Genomic DNA, 22364 nt, shown 5'->3' with positions numbered 1-22364 from the left:
CCATCCTGGTGCAAATTAGGGTGGGTTTTTTTTGTAACAAATTCCGACATTTAGTATCTAATACGTACTTTTACCAAAACAAAATAAATTCATGAGTTCAATTCTTGAAGTTAGAAATGTTGTCAAACAGTATGGCGACTATACCGCACTGAACAGCGTTTCGTTACAAGTTCCCCAAGGCAGTATTTACGGACTTCTCGGTCCGAATGGTGCCGGAAAAACATCTCTAATCCGTATTATCAATCAAATTACCATGCCGGATGCCGGTGAGGTGTATCTCGACGGAGAAAAACTGGCCCCGCATCATGTGCAGCATATCGGGTATATGCCCGAAGAACGCGGTTTGTACAAAACCATGAAAGTAGGGGAACAGTGTCTGTATTTGGCACAATTAAAAGGATTGTCGCACGCCCATGCTAAAAAACAACTGAAATATTGGTTCGAAAAATTCGAAATCGAAACCTGGTGGGATAAAAAAATTCAGGAACTTTCTAAAGGAATGGCGCAAAAAGTACAGTTCATCGTTACGGTACTGCACGAACCGAAATTGTTGATTTTAGACGAACCGTTTTCTGGTTTCGATCCGGTGAACGCCAATCTGATAAAAGATGAAATCATCGAACTGAACAAAAAAGGGACTTCCGTAATTTTTTCGACACACCGTATGGAAAGCGTGGAGGAAATGTGTGACTACATTGCGTTAATCCACAAATCCAACAAACTGATCGAAGGAAAACTGATTGACGTAAAAAAATCACACCGAACCAATGCTTACGAAGTGGGCATCCTGTCTAATAATGTTGAACGTTTGATGTACGATCTGACGCAAAAATTCCAATTGAAGCAAACCGATTTCAAATCACTCAATGACGAACTGAAACTGGAAGTACAATTAAACGGTTCCGCGCCCAATGAGTTATTGAATGTCTTAACGCAAAACGGTCAGGTAACGCATTTCGTGGAAAAAATTCCAAGTATCAACGACATTTTCATTCAAACCGTAAGCCAGAAATAATGGGAGTATTAGCATTAATTATTAGAAGAGAATTTATTGCCAAAGTGCGTAATAAATCCTTCATCGTGATGACTTTTTTAAGTCCCTTATTAATTGTCGGAATGTCCTTTTTAATTGGCTATCTGACCAATATGAACGAAGGCGAAATCAAGCGGATTGCCATTCACGATGAAACGGGATTGTTTAAAAAAGATTTTAAAAATTCCGAGGAAACAGTCTATGTCGATTTATCCGCGATGCCGTTCCAAGTGGCAAAAGACACTGCAAGTAAAAGTTACGAAGGTTTGATTCACATCCCGAAAGTGACCAATCCGAAAGATTTGGCAACCAAGGTGGAATACATTTCCGATGACAGTCCGAGTATGGAATATATTATGGAAATGGAAAATGTAATTGACCATCAGCTCACGCAAAACAATCTGAAAGCGATGGGATTTGATTCGGCTAAAATCGATTCGGCTCAGGTAAAATCGGATATCCATTTGGCTAAATTTTCCGGAGAAAACAGTCTGAAAGGATTAAACGAAATAAAAATCGGAATCGGTTCGGCTTTCGGATATCTGATTATGATGTTCATTATCATCTATGGAAATTTTGTAATGCGAAGTGTAATCGAAGAGAAAACCAATCGTATCATCGAAATCATCATTTCTTCTGTTAAACCTTATCAGTTAATGATGGGGAAAATCATCGGAAATTCATTAGCCGGAATTCTTCAATTTGTGATTTGGGCCATTGTAGGCGGTGTGCTTTTAGTTGGCGTTTCTTCGTTCTTCGGAGTTCAGGCCGGAGCCGCTTCTTCGATTGACCCGGAGATGATGAATGCGGCACAACAGGAAATGGGCGGCACAATACAAGTATATCTGAAAGAAATCTGGAACCTGCCTATCGGAACATTGGTAACGTGTTTCATTATCTATTTCATCGGAGGTTATTTCTTATACAGCTCGCTTTACGCGGCCATTGGTGCTGCGGTCGATTCCGAAACCGATTCCCAACAGTTTTTGTTACCGATCATTATGCCGTTAATGTTAGGGGTTTACGTAGGGTTCTTTACAGTAATGAACGATCCGCACGGAACCGTCGCCACAATATTCTCGATGATTCCGTTTACCTCACCTATCGTAATGTTAATGCGAATCCCGTTCGGTGTGCCTTGGTGGCAGTTGGTGTTGTCCATCGTATTGTTATTCGGAACCTTTTTGGGAGTGGTTTGGTTTGCCTCTAAAATTTACCGAGTGGGAATTTTAATGTATGGTAAAAAACCAACCTGGAAAGAAATGTATAAGTGGCTTAAGTATTAAATTTGGTTATTTGTTTAACCGAAAAGAAGAAGCGAATGGCTTGGGATTTATCGGTAAACGTCATTCCCGTTTTCGCCTTTATCTCTCCACTACGTTGCGAGGATATCGGCTCTACCGGGGCTATTGGAAAATCAATTTTGAATTCTTGCGAACTTTGCGAAAAACTTTGCGAACTTTGCGGTTAAATATAGAGTAATGAGTAAGATTTTAATAATCGAAGACGAAGCGTCCATTCGCAGGGTTTTAATCAAAATCCTGTCGGAAGAAAGCGATACGTATAAAGTAGACGAAGCCGAAGATGGCCTTCAGGGCTTGGAAAAAATCAAGAACGAAGATTACGATTTGGTTTTGTGCGACATCAAAATGCCCAAAATGGACGGCGAGGAAGTACTCGAAGCCGTTAAAAAAATCAAACCCGAAATCCCGATGGTAATGATTTCCGGTCATGGCGATTTGGAAACGGCGGTGAACACGATGCGTCTCGGAGCTTTCGATTACATATCAAAACCTCCCGATTTAAACCGTTTGCTGAATACCGTTCGCAACGCTTTAGACCGAAAACAACTCGTAGTGGAAAACAAAATCCTGAAAAAGAAGGTTTCCAAAAATTACGAAATGATAGGGGTGAGCGAACCTATCAATCACATTAAAGAGATGATTGAAAAGGTAGCACCAACCGAAGCCCGTGTTTTGATCATCGGCCCTAACGGAACCGGAAAAGAATTGGTGGCCCATCAGTTACACGAAAAAAGCGAGCGTTGCAATGCGCCTTTAATTGAAGTGAACTGTGCCGCGATTCCAAGTGAACTGATAGAAAGCGAATTGTTCGGTCACGTTAAGGGGGCCTTTACCTCTGCCGTAAAAGACAGAGCCGGGAAATTTGAAGCAGCTGATCAGGGAACCCTGTTTTTGGATGAAATTGGCGATATGAGTCTTTCGGCACAAGCCAAAGTATTACGAGCCTTACAGGAAAATTTAATCCAGCGAGTGGGTGCCGACAAAGACATTAAAGTCAATGTTCGCGTAATAGCGGCAACCAACAAGGATCTGAAAAAAGAAATCGAAGAAGGGCGTTTCCGTGAGGATTTGTACCATCGTCTGGCTGTGATTTTAATCAAAGTACCGGCATTGAACGACCGACGTGATGATATCCCGTTGCTGATTAACCATTTCGCGGAAAAAATCGCTTCGGAACAAGGAACGGCAGTCAAAAAATTCGCTGCTCCGGCCATTAAACTATTACAGGAATACGATTGGACAGGCAACATCCGTGAATTGCGAAACGTTGTGGAACGCTTGATTATCTTGGGCGGAAACGAAATTTCAGAGAACGATGTGAAACTGTTTGCAAGTAAATAATATCAGGAAAGAGTAGTTAGGATTTAGTATTTAGTTTTTTCAATGCTAACCCCTAATCACTAACCCCTAATTACTAAAACATGAAACTAAAAAAAATAAACGAAAAGCTGGCTTTAGCTTTGTCAGAAAACGGAATTGAAACGCCAAACGAGATTCAGAAAGACTGTTTCAGCACTTTGAAAAGTGGTGCCGATGCGGTGGTGATTATGCCCAAAGGCGGCGGAAAATCGACTACGATTGTGTACACGGTGATTCAAAAACTGGAAAAAGCCGTCGGGGAATCCACTCGTGCTTTAATCATGGTAAAAGACAAAGAAGACGTACTGGAAATGGTCGAAATGTTCAAAAAATTTGCCCATTATACCGATTTGCGTGTCTTCGGTTCCCACGATAAAGGCGATATCGATTACGATAAAAACCAAATTTCCCTGGGAGTCGATGTTTTAATCGGAACACCTAACCGAATCAACGCGATGTTTTCATCTGCCGGATTTAATATGAACACGATAAAAATGTTCGTAATTGACGATGCCGATGAATTGTTTAAAATACGAATGGACGCCATCGTTTTGCGATTGTCCAACAGTGTCGAAAAAACGCAGCGTCTTTTCTTCTCGGAAAACCTAACGGAAAGAGTAGAAGTACTGGCCGATAAAATCATGCTCGAACCTTACCTTTTCGGAGTGGAGGGTTACGATGAAGACGAAGAGTAAAAAATAATGCACAAAAAAAGCTTCAACATTGTTGAAGCTTTTTTATTGTGTGAATTTATAAATCGATTTTTTTCAATTCTTCATAGTTCTTGTGTAGTCGTCGCAGCAGGTAACCGTAAATCAATCGGTAGAACAACCAAAACAACCCAAAAATGATGGCAAAAAAGAGTATGGTAAAGCCAAATAAAACAACCCAAAATAAAGTGTTGTTATCGCTTCCCGAAGCCTTAACGGCAATTTCGTTAATTCGGTTGTCGTATTTGAAAGTGGCAATCATAATGACAATAAACGTCAGCCCAATCATGCCGAGATTATACCAAATATAATACTGCACCGTTTTACGGGTTTTCAGAATACTTTTCATCAGTGATTTAACACTGTCGGTTGTGTTGATGCTTTTGAAATTCTTGTAAAACAGGAAAATGAATACCGCAATAACCGCATAATTCACAAAGGTGAACACTTTCATTAGTGTGTCAATATGGTAATTTTCCAGTGTTTTAAAATAATTATCATCGGCAGTGAAATAACTAATCACACTCCAAAGTACAATTTCCAATACACTGATAACAAAAATCCATTTCACAATAGAAGACGATTTCTTGTGCAGCATGCCATAGATTTGCTGTTCCGAAATTTCCGGAAACTTCGAATCGTTTTTCTTCCAGTCTTTTTTTAATAAATCTAACTCGTCCATATTTTCCTTTTCCTTACGGATTTACTATTCGTTTTAACTTTCCTTTAATCCGGTTCATTTTCACCCTGGCGTTGACTTCACTGATTCCCAGTGTTTCGGCAATCTCCGTGTAATCTTTGTCTTCCAGATACATGAAAACCAAGGCTTTCTCAATGTCATTCAACTGATGTACCGCTTTGTACAGCAACTTAATCTGTTCTTCTTCTTCGTAATTGTATTCGTCATGGGTAAACCGGTGCAGCTTACTGTCAAATTCGATGGTATTAATCGATTTGGTTTTCTTCCGGTAGAGGGTAATGGCTGTATTCAATGCCACACGATACGCCCAGGTAGTGAATTTGGCCTCACCGCGAAACTGCGGAAACGCTTTCCAGAGCTGAATGGTGATTTCCTGAAACAAATCCTTGTGCGCATCCTCATCAGAAGTATATAGCCTACAAATCTTGTGGATAATATTCTGATGTTCTTTTAATTGTGAAACAAACGACTGCTCTAAACTCGAATTCATAAAACATTAGTGTTAAATCATAACCGATTGTTACAAATTTCAACTTTTTTTATTTTTTAGGAGCAACACTTTTGGGCATTTTTTGAACCTTTTTCCCGCTGTCCGCTCCAATCTGTCATTGCGAGCTTGCGCGGCAATCTCACAAAGCCAGGATTTCCTCTCCCATCGGGGCTATGGGAAAACTTTAGGCATTTTTTAAACTTTTTTGTTTTTTTAGAAGTAGATTTTTTGGACCACCGATGACTCAGCTGTCGAAACACGAATTTTGCAGCTTTCTTTTTTTCCAGCCTTCTGCTTTCTGCCTTCTGCTTTCTGCTTTCTGCTTTCTGCTTCTTCCTTTTTCCCTTTTTTCATAACTTTTCTCACTACTTTCTTCGTAACTTAGCTATTCAGTAACTCAGCTACTTATAAATATGAATATTCCCCGCTCCAGTTTCCCGCGCATTGTCATCATCGGTGGTGGTTTTGCCGGAATTTCATTAGCTAAAAAACTAAAAAACAAAAACGCTCAGGTGGTCCTTCTCGATAAACACAATTACCACACCTTTCAGCCGTTGCTGTATCAGGTGGCGACCGGTGGTTTGGAGGCAGGTTCCATAGCGTATCCGATTCGGAAAGTAGTACAGGAGTACCCTGACTTTTATTTTCGTTTAGCCAACGTAAAAGAAATTGACACTGAAAATAAGAAAGTGCTGGCCGACATCGGAGACTTGTATTATGATTATCTTGTGATTGCCACCGGTTCCAAAACCAATTATTTCGGGAACAAGGAAATCGAAAGCTACAGTATGGCGATGAAAACCATACCGCAATCGCTCAACATCCGCAGTCTGATTCTGGAAAATTTCGAACAGGCGCTCCTGACCAACGACATCAACGAACGAAACGCACTCATGAATTTCGTTATCGTAGGCGGCGGACCCACCGGAGTGGAACTGGCAGGCGCTTTGGCCGAAATGAAAAAAGCCATCCTTCCAAAAGATTATCCGGATCTGGATATCCGAAAAATGGGCATTCATCTGATTCAGGGAAGTGACCGGTTATTGGATGCCATGTCGGTCCAATCGTCTCAAAAAGCGGAAGACTTCCTTCACGGTTTGGGCGTAAGCATCTGGAAAAACGTTCGCGTAACCAATTACGACGGAAGAACGGTAACCACCAGTTCTGATTTGTCTTTTGAAACAGCAACCGTAATTTGGGCCGCCGGAGTAAAAGGAGCCGTAATAAACGGGTTAAAAAAGGAAGCACTCATAGAACGCGCCGACCGAATCAAAGTTAACGAATTCAATCAGGTGTTGGGCTACGATAATATTTTTGCAATAGGCGACATCGCTTCAATGACTTCCGATAAAAATCCGCAAGGACACCCGATGATGGCACAACCTGCGATTCAGCAAGGAAATTTACTGGCAGAAAACCTGATCAGAAAACTTAAGAATAAGGAAATGAAACCTTTTGAATACAATGATAAGGGTTCCATGGCCACCATCGGAAGAAACAAAGCAGTAGTCGATTTACCCAAATGGCATTTTCATGGGGTTTTCGCTTGGTTTGTCTGGATGTTTGTACATCTGTTTTCGCTCATCGGATTCAAAAACAAAGCGGTGGTTTTAATGAATTGGGTGTACAATTACATCAAATTCGATCGCGAAGGCCGCTTGATTATCCGTCCGTATAAAAAGAAAAATATTCAGAGTTTCACCACGGATGAGATTTGAAATTAGAGATTAGAGACAAGAGACAAGAGACAAGAGACAAGAGACAAGAGACAAGAGACAAGAGACAAGAGACAAGAGACAAGAGAAGGGGCTATTACACTGTCTTGTTTCTTGGCTCTTGTTTCTCACAACTCTCTTAGCTTATAATAATTCACCATCAGCCCCACAAACTTGCTGTAGCCTTCCAGACCGTCTTTCTGTTGGTTTACTTTCAGGAAATTATCGTAAAACGTATGGAAAATCACATCGATAAACGTTTGGTGACTGTCCCAGAATTCTTCCGTTTCTTCAAAATTTTTCAAAATTCCGGGATGGATCAACGGGAGTAGTTTTGTTGCCGAACCTTCTTCAAAATTCTCCATATTTGACAGGCAATAACGCAAAGCGTAGGAGTAACCACAGTATTTGAAATACAAATCGTCATTGTAAATCGTCGCCATGTAGCCTATAAAATTGGCTTCACTTTCGGAACCGATACCAATCTGATGCGCCATTTCGTGTCCGGTGGTTGTAGCGAAATTATGAAGCGGAATCAGATTATTCACCTGCGCTTCATTGGTAAACGGATTTAAATACCCGCCAAATCCCATATAGGTCAGTGGCGTACTGATTAAGGAAGGTTTCACCGAATGATGCTCATATTTCAGATACGGAAACGCTTTTGCAAGATTGTCATATCCGTTTTGTGTTTTTTTAAAGATTTGTTCCCTGTTGAACGGAAGTACGACTTTTACAGTGTCATTTTTAGCTAATTGCGAATGAATCGCATTGGTTTTTACAATCAGTATTTTGGTGAAAGCCAGCAATTCTTCCTGAGTGTATTCGCGTTCAATTTTCAGTTTTTCATACATCGGAACCCGTAAATAATTCACAGCCCATAACAGGTTAAAGAAAAAGTAGAATACAGATACAAATCCCAATAGCGATAATAGATTCGACTTCCATTGTTGTTTCCAGGTTTTTCGTTGTTTCCAAAACCATCGCAGCAAGAAGAAAATGGCAATGAAATAAATAAGATCTCCTACAGAAAACGGAATACGCCCCAATGTGATTCTCGAAATTTTAGCCAAAGGCGGATAGAACCCATTACTGTAATAACGCTCCACAACTTCCGGAAAAAAGGAAAGTATTTTTAACCCGATAAGTTGCAAAACGAGAAAAAGCGGTAAAATCAGTTTTCGGTTCATGGAAAAAAATTTTGATAAAGATAGAAAATAGATGATAGAAAATAGAGAATTGAAGAGAATCAAGAATCAAGAGACAAGACACAACAGCAAATAATGATAAAACTGTATTGACTCTTTGTTCTTGGTTCTATTTTCTGTTCCCAAATCCAAACACTTATCGTAAATTTGTAATGAACAGGAATAAAATAAATACGGTAGCATGAAAAAGTTAGATATTCCCAAAAAAGTCATTCTCTTTTGTGACGGAAGCAAATGCGGTAAAGACAATAAACATAACCGCAAGATGTTTCGTGGTCTGATAAAACAGACCGAAATGAAAACTGAAGTCATGATGGTGAAAATCGAATGCACCGACAATTGCAAATGTGCTCCCGTGATTTGTTTTCAGCCGGATAATGTTTGGTATGGCGAAGTGTCCGAAAAAAAAATCCCTCAACTTTTTGAAGAACATGTGGCTCACGCCAAACTGCTCAATCACGAATGATTTCTTCTGAAAATTACCTTGCATTCTTGTCTTCAAAGCGCTAAAACTTCGTAACTTTGGAACTTTGTTAAAAAAAACAACATTAAATAAAAAATATGAGCCAGGAAGTAAGAAACCTTGAGCCTAAACAGCTTTGGAATAAATTCGCCGACCTGAATGCCGTGCCGCGTCCATCCAAAAAAGAAGAACGTGTCATCGCATTTATGATGGATTTCGGAAAAAAACTAGGTCTTGAAACCATCAACGATGAGGTTGGAAACGTAATCATCAAAAAACCGGCTTCGGCAGGAATGGAAAACCGTAAAACCATAGTGATGCAATCGCATTTGGATATGGTACACCAAAAAAATAACGATACCGTTTTCGATTTCGATACGCAAGGCATTGAAATGTATGTGGATGGGGACTGGGTTCGTGCCAAAGGAACTACGCTAGGTGCCGATAACGGTCTTGGAGTAGCCACCATCATGGCGATTTTAGAAAGCAAAGATATTAAGCATCCTGCAATTGAAGCGTTATTCACCATTGACGAAGAAACGGGAATGACAGGAGCGATGGGTTTAAAAGGCGGTTTACTTAGCGGTGACATCCTTTTGAACCTGGATACGGAAGAAGACGATGAAATCGATATCGGATGTGCCGGTGGGGTAGATGTTACGGCAACCCGTCAATATAATGAAGAAGATGTTCCGGAAGATTCCGTAGGCTATACCATTACCGTGAAAGGTTTGAACGGAGGGCACTCCGGAATGGATATTGATAAAGGATTAGGGAATGCCAACAAAATCATGAACCGTTTGTTATTCGACGGATTTGAAAACTTCGGTTTGCAGATTGCGGAAATCAACGGCGGAAGTTTGCGTAATGCCATTCCGCGTGAAAGTGTTGCCAAAGTGATTATCGCAGGGATTTACGATGAAGCTTTCGTATTCGATATGCAGGAAGTCATCAAAGATATCAAAGCCGAATTCAAAACTACCGAACCAAAATTAACCATTGAAATCGTAAAATCCGATTTACCTTCAAAAGTAATGGATTTAGGCGTGCAGGAAGGGTTATTGCGTGCGGTTTACGCTGCTCATAACGGAGTATACCGAATGAGTGCCGATATGGAAAATCTGGTGGAAACTTCAAACAACATCGCGAGAATCATTGTGAAAGATGGTGAAATTTCGATTCAGAACTTAACGCGTTCTTCGGTTGAATCATCTAAGTTTGATTTGGCAAATGCGTTGCGTTCGGCTTTTGAATTGTTCGGATGTGAAGTAACGTTTGCGGGTTCTTACCCGGGTTGGACGCCAAATGTAAAATCGGAGATATTGGATGTTTTGGTTCCGATTTACGAAAAACAAAACGGATCGAAACCGCACGTTGTGGCTTGTCACGCCGGATTGGAATGTGGTATCCTTGGAACGAATTATCCGGACATGGACATGATTTCTTTCGGACCAACTATCAAAGGAGCGCACAGCCCGGACGAAAGAGCATCGATTTCTTCGGCTCAGAAATACTGGAAATTCGTGATGGAGATTCTGGAGAATATTCCGATGAAGAACTAAATGTTTCAGTGAATACAATAAATAAAAAAAGGCTTTTCAATCTGAAAAGCCTTTTTTGTTGGTTTGGAAATAGTTGAAATTATGCACTAAGCCTTTCAAAATCTTACCGCAGATTCGCAGACTGTCTATACTGTTTAAGTTTTTTAAATCTGCGAATCAGCGGTTATTTGTAAGTTTTAAACTCGTGTCTTCAGTCTATAAATCGTTTGTGCGTTTTGACTACACTGCAATATGCAAATAAACTATCGCTTCTTCATCGCAAACAATTCCTTGCTTAGTTTTCCGTCTTTCATTCCGGAAATTTCGGCAACCAAACTGTCGTTAGAAATTTTGCTGTAGGTGATTTTGTTAGGAAAATCATGTTTCGGATTTTCAAAAACCAATTGCTTGTCATTAGCTGTGGTCAGATAGAAAGCAACTGCTTTGTTGTTGTTTTGACCTTCTACGGTTACTTTGTAGAACAAACTGTCGTTCTTCTGCTCCAGAACCACATTCTCGTGAAAAACGGTATCAATTTCAACGGTAACGAAACTGTCGCCAACAAAAGTGCTGTCGTTTTCCTGTTTCCAGGTCTCGGTTAAATTCCCTTCCGCAGACGAATTTCCCCATTCTCCCAAAAGCCAGTTCGCTTTTTCAAGCTGCTCATAGTCTTTGATTACAATCTCTTCCGGCTCACCGATTTGCAGTGAACTCTCCTTTTTTTGGTTACAAGCTACAAGCGCAATTGCAGCTAAAGTAACAGTGAATTTTTTCATTTTCATTCAAGATTTTTAACGGGTTAAAGGTATATAAATTGCATAATATTTTGCAAAAAAAGAGATGCTGTTTTTTAGCTGTTTTTTAAACATTTTTTTTTCGTAATTTTGCACTCCAAAACAGCGAGTAGAATATGTTAGACAGATTGCAATATGTGAAACAGCGTTTCGACGAAATTTCGGATTTGATTATTCAACCCGATGTTATCGCCGACCAAAAACGTTATGTTCAGCTTAATAAGGAATATAAAGACTTAAAAGGCTTGGTGGAAAAACGTGAGGAATACATCAACCTTGACGGGAATATCAAAGAAGCACAGGAAATCATTGCCGATGGTTCTGATGCCGAAATGGTGGAAATGGCCAAAATGCAGTTGGAAGAAGCCAAAGAGCGTTTGCCGCAACTGGAAGAGGAAATCAAGTTCATGTTGATTCCGAAAGATCCGGAAGACGCGAAAAACGTTATGGTGGAAATCCGTGCGGGTACTGGTGGTGATGAGGCTTCCATTTTTGCGGGCGATTTGTTTCGTATGTATACCAAATATTGTGAAAGCAGAGGCTGGAAAACGTCGGTGGTGGATATGAACGAAGGAACCTCGGGTGGATTCAAAGAGATAATTTTTGAAGTAACCGGAGAAGACGTTTACGGAACCCTGAAGTTTGAGGCAGGGGTACACCGTGTGCAACGTGTACCGCAAACGGAAACGCAAGGTCGTGTTCACACTTCCGCAGCGACGGTAATGGTACTTCCGGAAGCGGAAGAATTTGACGTACAGATTGATATGAACGATGTTCGTGTGGATTTCTTCTGTTCCTCAGGTCCTGGTGGTCAGTCGGTAAATACGACAAAATCAGCGGTACGTTTGACACACATCCCAACCGGATTGGTAGCACAATGTCAGGATCAGAAATCACAGCATAAAAATAAGGACAAGGCACTAGACGTATTACGTTCCCGTTTGTACGAACAGGAATTGGCCAAAAAACAAGCGGAAGATGCCGTTAAGCGTACTTCGCAGGTTAGTTCCGGGGATCGTTCCGCAAAGATTAGAACCTACAATTATTCGCAGGGTCGTGTAACCGATCACCGAATTGGTTTGGACGTTTTTGATATGGATGGTGTTATGAACGGTAAAATCCAAAAATTTGTTGACGAACTTCAGTTAGTAAACAATATGGAAAAACTAAAAGAGAACGAAGTTTTCTAAATAAAAAAACGAGATAGTCACCTATCTCGTTTTTTTATCGCTATCTGAAAATGTTACTCTTTAGCAGCTGCGTTTTCTTCCGATTTGGCTCCCGCTCTGTTTACTTTAAGCATCGGTCCGAATTTCATTTTTAAACCTGCAATTTTACGGTTATCTTCAGAAGATAAACCTTCTCTTTCAACGGTATTTTTGTGGGCATCAAGGGCTTCGTACAACATTTTAATCTCATCCCAGTCTTCTCTTGAATAAGAATCCTTATTGTTGGATACTGTGGTGATAAAATTGTCGTAAACTTTAAGGATGTTATCTTTATTTACCCAGTCAAAGTTCATGTCATCACCAATTTCCACTCCAAATAATGCTTTTCGGATAGTGGTTTTGTAATTAACCGCCTCTGTTTTTTGTTTTTCGGCTACCAAAGTCGCTTTGAAGGCATCATATTTTTCGGAAGATGATGCTATTTTAGTTTCATAAGCCGTTTTATCTTTGACTTCAACTAAAGAGCTTTCGGCTTCCATTTTTTTGCTGTTGGCTGAAGTTTCAATTTCTTCCCAGTTTCCGGCAGCATCTTTAGGGTCTACTTTACTGATGGAATCTACATAGGCCGCATAACTGTTTACCGTTTTTTCGGCCATTTCCTTTTTTTCATCTTTACAAGATGTCATTACAGCTGCGATTGATACTGCTGCAATATAGAATTTAACATTTTTCATAATTTCAATTTTTAACGTTTATAAATCTTTTCCTTTAATTAATCGTAACAGAATCGCTATAACGGCAATCACTAATAAAATGTGAATTATGTTTCCTGTACTATAGACAAAAAAACCTAAGGCCCATAATATTATCAATACTACTGCGACCATGTAGAGTAAGTTTTGCATGATATTTGGATTTTAATTAATTATTGTTTTTTGAAATAAAAAGTTTACTATCCTAATGATACTAAATCAGTGTTATTTGCTTTACAAAGTTGCAACCGACAGGGAAGTTTCATGTTACAACATATTTTGAAATTGTTACAGAATTTCCACAAATCCTTTGTTCATGGGTGACACGGAAGATTCAAAAAATAAAAGCATTGCTTTTGGAACGGGATCCCACAAAAAAAAGCGGTGCGGGCTTAATAGGATAAGGCTTAAGTAACGCACGCAGCTTGTTATGATTAACTGTTCGGAATGAATCTTTACGCTGTAGGAAGATAAATGGTAAAAGTGGCCCCGATATTCGGTTCGCCATCAGCGAAAATGTAGCCTTTGTGATTTTCCACAATTTTTCTGCAAATCGCCAATCCGATTCCGGTTCCGGCATATTCGTTTTTATTGTGAAGTCGGTTAAAGAGGATAAATATTTTTTCGGCGTATTCCTGTTCGAACCCGATACCGTTATCCCGGAAGGTTATTCGGGAGTACTTGTCTTTGGATGCTGATGGTATTCGCTCATCGTCGGAAGCGGTTACTTTTGCGGCTGTTATGGAAATTTCCGGAGCAACGTTTTCTTTGCTGTACTTTAAAGAATTGCTTATCAGATTGGTGAACAACTGTTGTATCTGGAAAGGAATAACCTCCAATTCGGGTAGTTTTTCACTGAGAATCACTGCTTTCTTTTCTTCAATCGTTGGCGATAATTCCAATTTGGCATTGTCTAACAATTGGTTTAAATCGATGGTTTCGAAATTCTTTTCAATTTTATTGGATCTTGAAAATTGAAGTAAGTCGTCAATTAAATTGCGCATTCTGTCTGCGGCAACGATAATTCTTTTGAGGTAATCTTTACCGGACTCGGATAAATTTTCAGCTTCGTTATCGTCTAATCGGGAAATAAAGGTTTGTATTTTTCTGAGTGGCTCCTGTAAATCATGACTGGCAGCATAGTTGAAAGCCGTCAATTCCTTATTGCTTCGTTCCAGTTCGCGGTTTCTTTCTTCGGTTTCAAGTATGGCATTGTATTCGTCCGTAATGTCGCTGGTGGTGCCTAATAACGTTTTGCTTCCGGATTTGTTTGTTATCAGTTTTCCAATCCCTCTGAAATATCGGATTTGGCCGTCTTCCTTGATAATCCGATAATTGAACGAAGGTAGTTTTTCGTTTTGTATCATTCGGTTCATCACATCTTGAACATGTTCCAGATCTTCGGGATGAATGTATTTCATTAAGTTATCGAAATTGGCTTCAAAAGACTGCGGTTCGCATCCCAATAATCGGTATTGGTTATCGGAAAAACTGTATTTGTCGTTATCAATCTCCCATTGCCAGGAACCAAAATTACCGACTATTTCCGCCATATTGCTGGATTCATTCGCAATGGACAGTTGGTTGTTTGCCTTTTTTAATTCATTTACATCCCTGTTGATTTTTACAAATGACAGCACACTCAGTATAAGACCGATTAAAATGATAATGTAAATCAGGATGGGTGTATTGGAAAAAGTGTTGTTGTATTTTTGCTGACGTATGGATAATATTTTGGTTTCCAATTCAGACATCGTGGCAATGCAATTCCGGATACTGTCCATGGTTTTTTTGCCTCTTAATAAATTCAGTTGCAATTCTTCGGTCTTATTGGCATTGGCAAAAGCTATGGAATTTTCCATAATCTGCAATCGGTTATAAACAAGGTTTTCAAGTAATGCCACATTTTCATTTTGTACCTCATTATTTTTTGTCAGATGGTTTAAAATACTGAAAGAAGCCTCAATTCGGATGCGTACATAGTTGTAAGGTTCCAAATGCGTAGAATCACGCGTAATGATATAGCCTCTGCTGCCGGTTTCGGCATCCCTTAATTGCGACATGAGCCGTTCCAGTTGCAGACTTACTTCGTGGGCTCGGGAAACATCTATAGAGGAATCGGAAAGCGTGGATAGGTGTTTGTAGGTTACACCGGAAATGAAGAAAATGACTGCTATGGAAATAACAAAGAGTACTTTCAGTAATAACGATTTTTGTAAAAATCCTGTAAATTTCATAAGGTGTTTTTTGAAGCGTTATAAACGTAGAAGAAAGTTGTCTTTGTTTAAACCCGAAGTGTGGTATTGCCAGTTAATGGAAACCACCTCGCTTAATATTTTCTTCAAAGATGCGAAATCACTGGGTTTTTTTATGTAGATGTTGGCGCCGATAACAAACGTTTCTTCAATATCCTCTTCAGAAGATGAGGTGGAATAAATGGCAATGGCGATATTATCGAAACGGGCATTGTTTTTAATTTCATGAAGACATTCGATACCGTTTTTTTTAGGCATGTTTAAGTCGAGGAAAAGTACGTTGGGCAAAACGGCTTCCGGGTCATTCAGGTAATGCATCAATTCCACCCCGTCATTGAAGGTGTTTACTTTCGTGCTGATTTTCAGTTCTTTGAAAGCATCGGTAAAAAACAGTCTGTCGTCTTCGTCGTCATCGGCTAAAATGATATGAATGTATTCTTTGTTCATTTTATTGGGATGTTTTTATTTTTCGTTAGCAATTTTTCTTCTTCGTTCGATAATCCGCTGAAATGCGGAAGGCGTAATGCCGGTAGTGTTCTTAAACTGCGAACTCAAATGGGCGACACTGGAATAATTCAGTTTGTACGCGATTTCGGTTAAACTCAATTTTTCGTTAACAATGAGGTGTTTGGCCAATTCGATTTTTTGTAAGATGATATAATTCTCTATGGAAGTATAGGTGACTTCCGAGAAAAGATTCGAGAGATAACCATAACTGTGGTTTAATTTATCCGCCAGATAGGCCGAACTTTTTACGTTCAGATTGTTCTCCTGCAGGACAATTTCAGCTATCAGATCTTTTATTTTCTGAACCAGGATGCTTTTCTGATTCTCTATTATTTCAATTCCGTAACCGTTCAGAAGTGTTGTAATTGCTTCCAGTTTTTCCGGAGTCAGTTCTTCGAGGAATTCGATTTCCCCGAAACCTACAATGCTGTACTTCACTCCAAATCCATCCAGCTTTTCTTCCAATAGTTTTTTGGTTACTATGTTAAAATCAAATTTCAGGAATGCTTTCATTTGTAGAATTTAAATGTAATTGATATAAAGGTAATTAATTTGGCAGTAATCCGGTAAACCAATCGGTTTGTAATTTGTGTTATTTGTTTTTCCGTATGGAACGCCATACCAGTAACCGTGCAAAAGATTTGCTTTTCAGGAATTCTTGTTCGGGTTCGCCTAATACGAAACCATAGGGTTTCAGAGACGGAATCTGATCAAATATAATTTTTAAAGTGGCCGTTGCGGGCAAAGCCAGAATCATTCCGGAAATCCCCCATAGCAACGAAAAAAGCACCAGTGCAAGTATGGAAACAAAAGCATTGAGGTTCACTTTTGAACCGGTAATTTTCGGGGTGATGAAATTCCCTTCCAATAGCTGAACAAAAGTAAACACGCCGATAACACCAACCGAATACCATGCGGAATCTTTGGTGGCAAGCGCTACAAAAGCAGGGATTAACGACCCGATTATTACCCCGATATAAGGAATAAGCAGCAATAAAGCGCCCAGAAAACCGTAAAAGACCGCGTTTTCAATTCCTAACAACAGCAATCCGGCACTGTTCAATAAACCAACAATTCCCATTACGGTCGTTAATCCAATAAGATAGTTTTGTTGGGTGGTATATATTTTATTTAAAATGATATTAAGGTACGCGTTGTCTTTTTTCGGAAAGGCCTTGTGTATGAATTCGACGAAAAATTTTCGGTAAAGCAACAGGAAAAAGACATAAATGGGAATCAGAAAAAGGTCGCCGAGCAAACTGCCCGATTCGGTTAGCAATTCACCGATTCTTGAAAAATTGTTTTTGACAACGTTTTCTATTTTCAGACTCCGATCCTGCAGCAGTTGTTTTTTATCGATTCCGAAACTCGTTTCGCAGTATTGAAGTATTTCTTGAAATAATTCGGACAGGCGAACAAAATACACATCGGTTTTGTCTATCACGTCTTTTATCTGAAAACCGATAAAAGTAAACAATCCGATTACTACAATCAATAACAAAACCAAGGCCGTAACAGTAGACATCACCCTGTTGTAATGCCATCTCTTTTCTAAGAATACGACAACCGGATACAATATTATACTCAGTATGACAGAAAAAATCAAAGGCACAAGTACCGGTTTCAGGATATATAAAATGAAAACGATTGCAATTGAACAGAATAGGTTATAAGCCAGCTTTGAATTATGATTTGTTGATTTCATAAGGTTTTGTATTTGGGAATGTTACTGCCTTTCAAAAAAATCATCATGCTTTTAAGAATTGTTTTTGCGCAATTTTTTTCATTTTGTATCCTGCGAAATTAGGCTCTTGTCCCTAAAAAGACGTTATATAATTTCAATGTAATTTTATATAATTTTGATATTTAGCAATGAACCTTCGTAACTTTGCCGTTCAGCAACTAAAAAAAATGACAACACAACAATTACAAGAACAAATTCAAACCAAAAAATCATTTTTGTGTATCGGCCTGGATGTCGACTTAAACAAGATTCCCGAACATCTGTTAGCTACCGAAGATCCGATCTTCGAATTCAACAAAGCGATAATCGATGCCACACACGATTTGTGTGTTTCCTATAAACCCAACACCGCTTTTTATGAGGCTTACGGAATTACAGGCTGGAAATCTTTAGAGAAAACCATCAATTACATCAATGAAAAGTATCCGGAAATCTTTACCATTGCCGATGCAAAGCGCGGCGATATCGGAAACACGTCTTCCATGTATGCGAGAGCGTTTTTTAAAGATCTGAACTTCGATTCGGTTACCGTGGCACCTTATATGGGGAAAGATTCGGTGGAACCGTTTTTGGCTTTTGAAGACAAACATACCATTATGCTGGCGTTAACCTCAAACGAAGGGGCTTTCGATTTTCAGACCCAAAATGTGGACGGAAAGGAATTGTACAAAGTCGTTCTGGAAACATCGAAAACCTGGAAAAATTCCCAAAACCTGATGTATGTGGTGGGAGCGACCAAAGCGGAATACTTTACCGAAATCCGTAAAATTGTGCCGGACAGTTTCTTGTTGGTGCCCGGAGTAGGCGCACAAGGCGGAAGTCTGGCGGAGGTTTGCAAATATGGAATGAACGAAAACGTAGGCTTGTTAATCAATTCGTCCCGCGGTATCATTTATGCTTCCAACGGAACTGATTTCGCCGAAAAAGCAAGAACCGAAGCCATGAAACTGCAACAGGAAATGGCGGAAATCATTAAATAGGTTATATTTGTTTCAGCTCATTTCTAAATGTTTAAAATGAAAAGTACCTTTCTGCTTCGTTTTGCGGTTGCCGTGATTTTAATTATGCACAGCGTTCCGGGGATGTTCAACAATGGGGTTAATGATTTCGGAAATCTGTACCTGAATACGATTGGTTTTGCGCCGTTCGGGTTGGCCATAGCCTGGAGCATTAAATTATCGCATGTGGCCGCTGCACTACTGTTACTTCTGAACAAATATGTGAAACCGGCAGCCATCATTACCATACTGATATTGGTTGTAGGGATTTTTATGGTGCATTTACCCGATGGTTGGTACGTAGTGGGCGGCGGACGAAACGGAGTGGAATTTAATTTTCTGCTCATCTTTGTTTTGTTGGTAATAATGTATCCGAACGGAATTACTAAAAAGACGGTGGCTTCTCATTCATAATTAAATTTTATCTGGCAATGCCAAATTCAAAAACGTTTACCGATCAACTCGGAACCCAACATATTTTCGAAAAGACACCAAAACGCATCGTTTCCTTAGTGCCTTCCCAAACCGAATTGCTTTTCGATATGGGCTTGGAAGACAGTATTGTGGGAATCACCAAATTCTGCGTGCATCCGTTTCATTTCAAATCGACCAAAACGATTATTGGCGGAACCAAACAGGTAAAAATCGATAAGATAAAAGCCTTACAGCCGGATATTATCATCGCCAATAAAGAAGAGAACACGTTGGAAATTGTCGAATCGTTAAAAGACATTTGTCCGGTTTGGGTAACGAATATCATTACGATAGAAGATAATCTGCAGATGATTTCGGATTTCGGACAACTGTTCAATAAACGCATCGAAGCCCAAAAATGGATTGACAAAACCAATTTCGCCTTAGCCGATTTCCAAAATTTCATCAAAGACAAAGAAGTTAAGAAAGTCGCTTATTTTATTTGGGCGAATCCGTATATGGTTGCCGGCGGGGATAATTTCATCAATGAATTATTAAAGCTGAATAAGTTCGAAAACATCTACGATAATCATCCGAAATACGAAGGTCGTTATCCTGAAATCGTGATTCAGAAAATGCGCATTCAGGGTGATCCCGATTTGGTTTTACTGTCTTCCGAACCGTTTCCGTTTAAAGACGAACACGCTTTCGAATTGGGCCGACACACGCATCATGCCACCACTATTTTTGTAGACGGGGAAATGTTTTCCTGGTACGGCAGCCGATTGGTAAAAGCGTTTGAGTATTTCAAAAGTCTGCATCAACGAATTTAAACGCCTTTTTTGATCACAATCATTCTAAGGAACACAAAAGAAAATAAAGCACCGATGCTTGCCATGCCCACACCAATTAATACGGGTGTGTTATAGGCAAATCCCAAAGCAATCGGAATACCGCCAAAGAAAGCGCCTAATGTATTCCCGATATTGAAACTGGCCTGACCTGCAGCAGCGGCTAGAGTTTCAGCCCCTTTTGCACTGGTAATCAACATCATTTGCAGGGGAGAACCAATGGTAAAAGCAATCAATCCGGTTATAAACGACATTACATACGCCATCCATTCAATGTGAGCGGTCAAAAAAACAACTACCAAACAAACCGCCATTGTCGAAAAACAAGCCATTGCTGCTTTTGTGGGTGAAATGGCATCGGCTATTTTTCCGCCTAAAAGATTTCCGAAGAACATTCCCAAACCAACCAAAATCATAATGAACGGAACGCGATCCGGATTAATATGGGAGACGTTGGTAACCATGGGAGCAATATAGCTGATCCAGGCAAACAGGCCTCCGGTACCTATGGAAATGATGGCGATTAACAACCAGGCTTCCCAACGTTTGAAGAAGCCCAACTGCCCAAATAAATTCCCACCCTGATTTGCTTCAATTTTAGGTAGCCAGTAATAAATAGCAATGAAAGTAACCAAACCTAACAGGCTGATGAAACCATAAGTGTAGCGCCAGGAATAGTGGTGCCCGATATAAGTCCCTAAAGGAACCCCGGCTAAATTGGCAATGGTCATTCCGGTAAACATAATTGAAATCGCCTGTGCTTCTTTTCCTTTGCTGGCAAGTTGTGTTGCTACGACAGATCCCACTCCGAAATAAGCACCATGCGGTAAACCCGACATGAATCGGGACAGTAATAAAGTGTTGTACTCCGGGGCAATGGCAAACAATCCGTTGAAAACCACAAACAACAGCATCAGGAACAGTAATACGTTTTTAGGAGGATATTTTCCGGTGAATAAAACCAGAATTGGAGCGCCAACCACCACGCCCATGGCATAAAGTGCAATCAGATGTCCCGCCGTAGGAATGTCGATACTTAAATCTTTTGCGATATCGGGTAGGATTCCCATCATTGTAAATTCGGTCATTCCAATGGCAAGTCCGCCAAAGGCAAGAGCAATAAGGCTTTTATTTATCATAAGTGCAGTGACTGTATATCAGCAAGCAATTTTGTGAGTAGGAAAAAGAATTGGTTTGCCGGTAGATTTCGAGTGCAAAAGTACGGTGCACAACTCAAAATTCCGTGAAAAATAAGTTAAATAGGGAGGAGAAAATAGTCAATACCAATGCTTTGAAACAAAAAAATCCACGCCCGAAAGCGTGGAATTCTTTTTTTAACTAACCCTAACCAAATGAGAAACTATTTATTATGGTACAAAGTTCCGATAATTTTTCGTTTGTTAATGTTAACAATTTGTTATATGTATGTTATTGAAAGCTAATTTTTTAACTTTATTGACCGTCTTGCAATGCGAATACTTTTCTTAATAAATCGGAAGTACGCGCCGCCAGATTGTTACGAATGTCTTTTTCTTCCACGGCCACCATTTTAAAAACACCTTCCATCGCTTTGGTGGTGGTGTAATCCGTTAAATCAGGATTTACTTTTTTTACTAACGGAATGCTGTTGTATTTGGTAATAATGTTGGCCCAAACTTTATCGGCACCTACTTTTGCAAACGAATTCTTGATTACAGGATTAAATTTGGTGTACAATGCGGATGAGGTTGTGGTTTGTAAATACGTCGTTGCAGAACGGTCATCGCCTAACAAAATGTTCTTGGCATCATTAAAACTCATTCCTTTTACGGCATCAACGAATATCGGCGTGGCTTCTTTTACGGCATCTTCCGCAGCGCGGTTCATTACTTTTAAACCTTCATCGGCCAATTTGCTCATTCCGATATCGCGAAGGGTCTTGTCTACTTTTTTCAATTCTTCCGGCAAAAGGATTTTCACCATTTCATTTTTATAGAAACCATCCACGTTGGTGAGTTTTACCACTTGTTTGTCGATTCCTTTATTCAACGCCTCTTTAAGACCGGAAGCAATTTCGGCTTGTCCTAAAACGCCTTGTGTTTGCGGTAACTGATTCATTACCTGTTGCATTTCTGCACATCCTACGAAAGGAATAAAAGCTAAAAGGAGTACTATCTTTCTCATAAGTTTTAATTTGTTTTCCAAAGATAAGCAAACTTGATGCCAATTTTTATTTCATAGTTTTTGATGATGTGAAAATAAAAACAATCAATTTGATTTATAAGTATTTCCTTTCTCAATTGCATAATTTTAACTAAATTTAAAGGTTGTAATTTTTTGATTTACAGCTTTTTGATTGTAAAAAAAAAAAAAACTTC

Annotated in this window: 24 protein-coding genes; 11 read left to right on the top strand and 13 right to left on the bottom strand. The window is 39.6% G+C overall.

The window, feature by feature from the left end; translation table 11 throughout:
• The first annotated feature begins 91 nt into the window (after positions 1 to 91).
• The 4 genes from BLQ05_RS13245 to BLQ05_RS13230 all read left to right on the top strand — a co-directional run bounded on the left by BLQ05_RS13245 (position 92) and on the right by BLQ05_RS13230 (position 4391).
• Positions 92 to 1015 (top strand): ABC transporter ATP-binding protein, encoded by a 924-nt coding sequence (locus BLQ05_RS13245; RefSeq protein ID WP_023577561.1) that lies wholly within the window; start codon positions 92 to 94, stop codon positions 1013 to 1015.
• Complete coding sequence (locus tag BLQ05_RS13240) at positions 1015 to 2319, top strand: ABC transporter permease (RefSeq protein ID WP_035655029.1); 1305 nt, start codon at positions 1015 to 1017, stop codon at positions 2317 to 2319. Before BLQ05_RS13245 ends, BLQ05_RS13240 begins: the two co-directional genes overlap by 1 nt.
• A 195-nt stretch (positions 2320 to 2514) precedes the next feature.
• Positions 2515 to 3678, top strand: a complete 1164-nt coding sequence (locus BLQ05_RS13235) for a sigma-54-dependent transcriptional regulator (RefSeq protein ID WP_023577563.1) — start codon at positions 2515 to 2517, stop codon at positions 3676 to 3678.
• Positions 3679 to 3758: 80 nt separating this feature from the next.
• Positions 3759 to 4391 (top strand): DEAD/DEAH box helicase, encoded by a 633-nt coding sequence (locus BLQ05_RS13230; RefSeq protein ID WP_023577564.1) that lies wholly within the window; start codon positions 3759 to 3761, stop codon positions 4389 to 4391.
• Between the two features lie 55 nt (positions 4392 to 4446).
• Here the strand turns inward: BLQ05_RS13230 and BLQ05_RS13225 are convergent, their stop codons facing one another.
• The 3 genes from BLQ05_RS13225 to BLQ05_RS13810 form a co-directional block, all read right to left on the bottom strand.
• Positions 4447 to 5088 (bottom strand): hypothetical protein, encoded by a 642-nt coding sequence (locus BLQ05_RS13225; RefSeq protein ID WP_023577565.1) that lies wholly within the window; start codon positions 5086 to 5088, stop codon positions 4447 to 4449.
• A gap of 13 nt (positions 5089 to 5101) precedes the next feature.
• Complete coding sequence (locus BLQ05_RS13220; RefSeq protein WP_023577566.1) at positions 5102 to 5596, bottom strand: RNA polymerase sigma factor; 495 nt, start codon at positions 5594 to 5596, stop codon at positions 5102 to 5104.
• A 213-nt stretch (positions 5597 to 5809) separates the two neighbouring features.
• On the bottom strand, positions 5810 to 5950 hold the full coding sequence (locus BLQ05_RS13810) for a hypothetical protein (protein ID WP_023577567.1): 141 nt from the start codon (positions 5948 to 5950) through the stop codon (positions 5810 to 5812).
• Positions 5951 to 6009: 59 nt separating this feature from the next.
• Between BLQ05_RS13810 and BLQ05_RS13215 the strand changes: the two genes are divergently transcribed.
• Positions 6010 to 7314, top strand: a complete 1305-nt coding sequence (locus BLQ05_RS13215; RefSeq protein WP_023577568.1) for an NAD(P)/FAD-dependent oxidoreductase — start codon at positions 6010 to 6012, stop codon at positions 7312 to 7314.
• 125 nt (positions 7315 to 7439) lie between these two features.
• Here the strand turns inward: BLQ05_RS13215 and BLQ05_RS13210 are convergent, their stop codons facing one another.
• A complete protein-coding gene (locus BLQ05_RS13210) occupies positions 7440 to 8501 on the bottom strand; it encodes a DUF3810 domain-containing protein (RefSeq protein ID WP_023577569.1) in 1062 nt (353 codons plus the stop codon).
• Positions 8502 to 8700: 199 nt separating this feature from the next.
• Here BLQ05_RS13210 and BLQ05_RS13205 point away from each other — a divergent pair, with 199 nt between their 5' ends.
• On the top strand, positions 8701 to 8985 hold the full coding sequence (locus BLQ05_RS13205) for a (2Fe-2S) ferredoxin domain-containing protein (protein WP_035655030.1): 285 nt from the start codon (positions 8701 to 8703) through the stop codon (positions 8983 to 8985).
• A 95-nt stretch (positions 8986 to 9080) separates the two neighbouring features.
• Complete coding sequence (locus tag BLQ05_RS13200; protein WP_023577571.1) at positions 9081 to 10544, top strand: aminoacyl-histidine dipeptidase; 1464 nt, start codon at positions 9081 to 9083, stop codon at positions 10542 to 10544.
• Between the two features lie 242 nt (positions 10545 to 10786).
• On the opposite strand, the gene BLQ05_RS13195 is transcribed toward BLQ05_RS13200, so the two are convergent.
• Entirely contained in the window at positions 10787 to 11299 is a 513-nt protein-coding gene (locus BLQ05_RS13195) for a DUF6265 family protein (RefSeq protein ID WP_035655038.1), read from the bottom strand.
• Between the two features lie 134 nt (positions 11300 to 11433).
• Here BLQ05_RS13195 and prfA point away from each other — a divergent pair, with 134 nt between their 5' ends.
• Positions 11434 to 12507 carry a peptide chain release factor 1 gene (prfA, locus tag BLQ05_RS13190; protein WP_023577573.1) on the top strand — a complete coding sequence of 358 codons (1074 nt, stop codon included), beginning with the start codon at positions 11434 to 11436 and terminating at the stop codon, positions 12505 to 12507.
• Positions 12508 to 12560: 53 nt separating this feature from the next.
• On the opposite strand, the gene BLQ05_RS13185 is transcribed toward prfA, so the two are convergent.
• The 6 genes from BLQ05_RS13185 to BLQ05_RS13165 all read right to left on the bottom strand — a co-directional run bounded on the left by BLQ05_RS13185 (position 12561) and on the right by BLQ05_RS13165 (position 17705).
• Positions 12561 to 13220, bottom strand: a complete 660-nt coding sequence (locus tag BLQ05_RS13185) for a hypothetical protein (protein WP_023577574.1) — start codon at positions 13218 to 13220, stop codon at positions 12561 to 12563.
• 18 nt (positions 13221 to 13238) lie between these two features.
• Entirely contained in the window at positions 13239 to 13373 is a 135-nt protein-coding gene (locus BLQ05_RS13755) for a lmo0937 family membrane protein (protein ID WP_023577575.1), read from the bottom strand.
• 320 nt (positions 13374 to 13693) lie between these two features.
• Positions 13694 to 15475 (bottom strand): sensor histidine kinase, encoded by a 1782-nt coding sequence (locus BLQ05_RS13180; protein ID WP_023577576.1) that lies wholly within the window; start codon positions 15473 to 15475, stop codon positions 13694 to 13696.
• Positions 15476 to 15493: 18 nt separating this feature from the next.
• On the bottom strand, positions 15494 to 15940 hold the full coding sequence (locus BLQ05_RS13175; protein ID WP_023575100.1) for a response regulator: 447 nt from the start codon (positions 15938 to 15940) through the stop codon (positions 15494 to 15496).
• 15 nt (positions 15941 to 15955) lie between these two features.
• Complete coding sequence (locus BLQ05_RS13170; protein ID WP_023577577.1) at positions 15956 to 16513, bottom strand: helix-turn-helix domain-containing protein; 558 nt, start codon at positions 16511 to 16513, stop codon at positions 15956 to 15958.
• A 79-nt stretch (positions 16514 to 16592) separates the two neighbouring features.
• Positions 16593 to 17705, bottom strand: a complete 1113-nt coding sequence (locus BLQ05_RS13165; protein ID WP_023577578.1) for an AI-2E family transporter — start codon at positions 17703 to 17705, stop codon at positions 16593 to 16595.
• Positions 17706 to 17911: 206 nt separating this feature from the next.
• Between BLQ05_RS13165 and pyrF the strand changes: the two genes are divergently transcribed.
• Genes pyrF through BLQ05_RS13150 form a run of 3 tightly spaced genes read left to right on the top strand, consistent with a single transcriptional unit; the run spans position 17912 to position 19989 of the window.
• Positions 17912 to 18724, top strand: coding sequence for an orotidine-5'-phosphate decarboxylase (pyrF, locus tag BLQ05_RS13160; protein WP_023577579.1), 813 nt, complete (start codon positions 17912 to 17914; stop codon positions 18722 to 18724).
• A 36-nt stretch (positions 18725 to 18760) separates the two neighbouring features.
• On the top strand, positions 18761 to 19156 hold the full coding sequence (locus BLQ05_RS13155) for a DoxX family protein (protein ID WP_023577580.1): 396 nt from the start codon (positions 18761 to 18763) through the stop codon (positions 19154 to 19156).
• Between the two features lie 17 nt (positions 19157 to 19173).
• Positions 19174 to 19989 (top strand): ABC transporter substrate-binding protein, encoded by an 816-nt coding sequence (locus BLQ05_RS13150; protein WP_023577581.1) that lies wholly within the window; start codon positions 19174 to 19176, stop codon positions 19987 to 19989.
• Here the strand turns inward: BLQ05_RS13150 and BLQ05_RS13145 are convergent.
• A complete protein-coding gene (locus BLQ05_RS13145) occupies positions 19986 to 21143 on the bottom strand; it encodes an MFS transporter (RefSeq protein ID WP_035655041.1) in 1158 nt (385 codons plus the stop codon). The two genes, BLQ05_RS13150 and BLQ05_RS13145, sit on opposite strands and share 4 nt — an antisense overlap.
• 316 nt (positions 21144 to 21459) lie before the next feature.
• Positions 21460 to 22170, bottom strand: coding sequence for a DUF4197 domain-containing protein (locus tag BLQ05_RS13140; protein ID WP_023577583.1), 711 nt, complete (start codon positions 22168 to 22170; stop codon positions 21460 to 21462).
• Between the last annotated feature and the right edge of the window lie 194 nt (positions 22171 to 22364).

It is taken from the genome of Flavobacterium saliperosum (assembly GCF_900100625.1).
GTDB lineage: Bacteria > Bacteroidota > Bacteroidia > Flavobacteriales > Flavobacteriaceae > Flavobacterium > Flavobacterium saliperosum.
Note: the sequence above shows the minus strand (reverse complement) of the source record. Positions and strands in the feature narration are given on the sequence as shown.

Coding starts and splice junctions, on each gene's coding strand:
- BLQ05_RS13245 (WP_023577561.1), top strand. CDS start 92: ATGAGTTCAATTCTTGAAGTTAGAAATGTTGTCAAACAGTATGGCGAC.
- BLQ05_RS13240 (WP_035655029.1), top strand. CDS start 1,015: ATGGGAGTATTAGCATTAATTATTAGAAGAGAATTTATTGCCAAAGTG.
- BLQ05_RS13235 (WP_023577563.1), top strand. CDS start 2,515: ATGAGTAAGATTTTAATAATCGAAGACGAAGCGTCCATTCGCAGGGTT.
- BLQ05_RS13230 (WP_023577564.1), top strand. CDS start 3,759: ATGAAACTAAAAAAAATAAACGAAAAGCTGGCTTTAGCTTTGTCAGAA.
- BLQ05_RS13225 (WP_023577565.1), bottom strand. CDS start 5,088: ATGGACGAGTTAGATTTATTAAAAAAAGACTGGAAGAAAAACGATTCG.
- BLQ05_RS13220 (WP_023577566.1), bottom strand. CDS start 5,596: ATGAATTCGAGTTTAGAGCAGTCGTTTGTTTCACAATTAAAAGAACAT.
- BLQ05_RS13810 (WP_023577567.1), bottom strand. CDS start 5,950: ATGAAAAAAGGGAAAAAGGAAGAAGCAGAAAGCAGAAAGCAGAAAGCA.
- BLQ05_RS13215 (WP_023577568.1), top strand. CDS start 6,010: ATGAATATTCCCCGCTCCAGTTTCCCGCGCATTGTCATCATCGGTGGT.
- BLQ05_RS13210 (WP_023577569.1), bottom strand. CDS start 8,501: ATGAACCGAAAACTGATTTTACCGCTTTTTCTCGTTTTGCAACTTATC.
- BLQ05_RS13205 (WP_035655030.1), top strand. CDS start 8,701: ATGAAAAAGTTAGATATTCCCAAAAAAGTCATTCTCTTTTGTGACGGA.
- BLQ05_RS13200 (WP_023577571.1), top strand. CDS start 9,081: ATGAGCCAGGAAGTAAGAAACCTTGAGCCTAAACAGCTTTGGAATAAA.
- BLQ05_RS13195 (WP_035655038.1), bottom strand. CDS start 11,299: ATGAAAAAATTCACTGTTACTTTAGCTGCAATTGCGCTTGTAGCTTGT.
- prfA (WP_023577573.1), top strand. CDS start 11,434: ATGTTAGACAGATTGCAATATGTGAAACAGCGTTTCGACGAAATTTCG.
- BLQ05_RS13185 (WP_023577574.1), bottom strand. CDS start 13,220: ATGAAAAATGTTAAATTCTATATTGCAGCAGTATCAATCGCAGCTGTA.
- BLQ05_RS13755 (WP_023577575.1), bottom strand. CDS start 13,373: ATGGTCGCAGTAGTATTGATAATATTATGGGCCTTAGGTTTTTTTGTC.
- BLQ05_RS13180 (WP_023577576.1), bottom strand. CDS start 15,475: ATGAAATTTACAGGATTTTTACAAAAATCGTTATTACTGAAAGTACTC.
- BLQ05_RS13175 (WP_023575100.1), bottom strand. CDS start 15,940: ATGAACAAAGAATACATTCATATCATTTTAGCCGATGACGACGAAGAC.
- BLQ05_RS13170 (WP_023577577.1), bottom strand. CDS start 16,513: ATGAAAGCATTCCTGAAATTTGATTTTAACATAGTAACCAAAAAACTA.
- BLQ05_RS13165 (WP_023577578.1), bottom strand. CDS start 17,705: ATGAAATCAACAAATCATAATTCAAAGCTGGCTTATAACCTATTCTGT.
- pyrF (WP_023577579.1), top strand. CDS start 17,912: ATGACAACACAACAATTACAAGAACAAATTCAAACCAAAAAATCATTT.
- BLQ05_RS13155 (WP_023577580.1), top strand. CDS start 18,761: ATGAAAAGTACCTTTCTGCTTCGTTTTGCGGTTGCCGTGATTTTAATT.
- BLQ05_RS13150 (WP_023577581.1), top strand. CDS start 19,174: ATGCCAAATTCAAAAACGTTTACCGATCAACTCGGAACCCAACATATT.
- BLQ05_RS13140 (WP_023577583.1), bottom strand. CDS start 22,170: ATGAGAAAGATAGTACTCCTTTTAGCTTTTATTCCTTTCGTAGGATGT.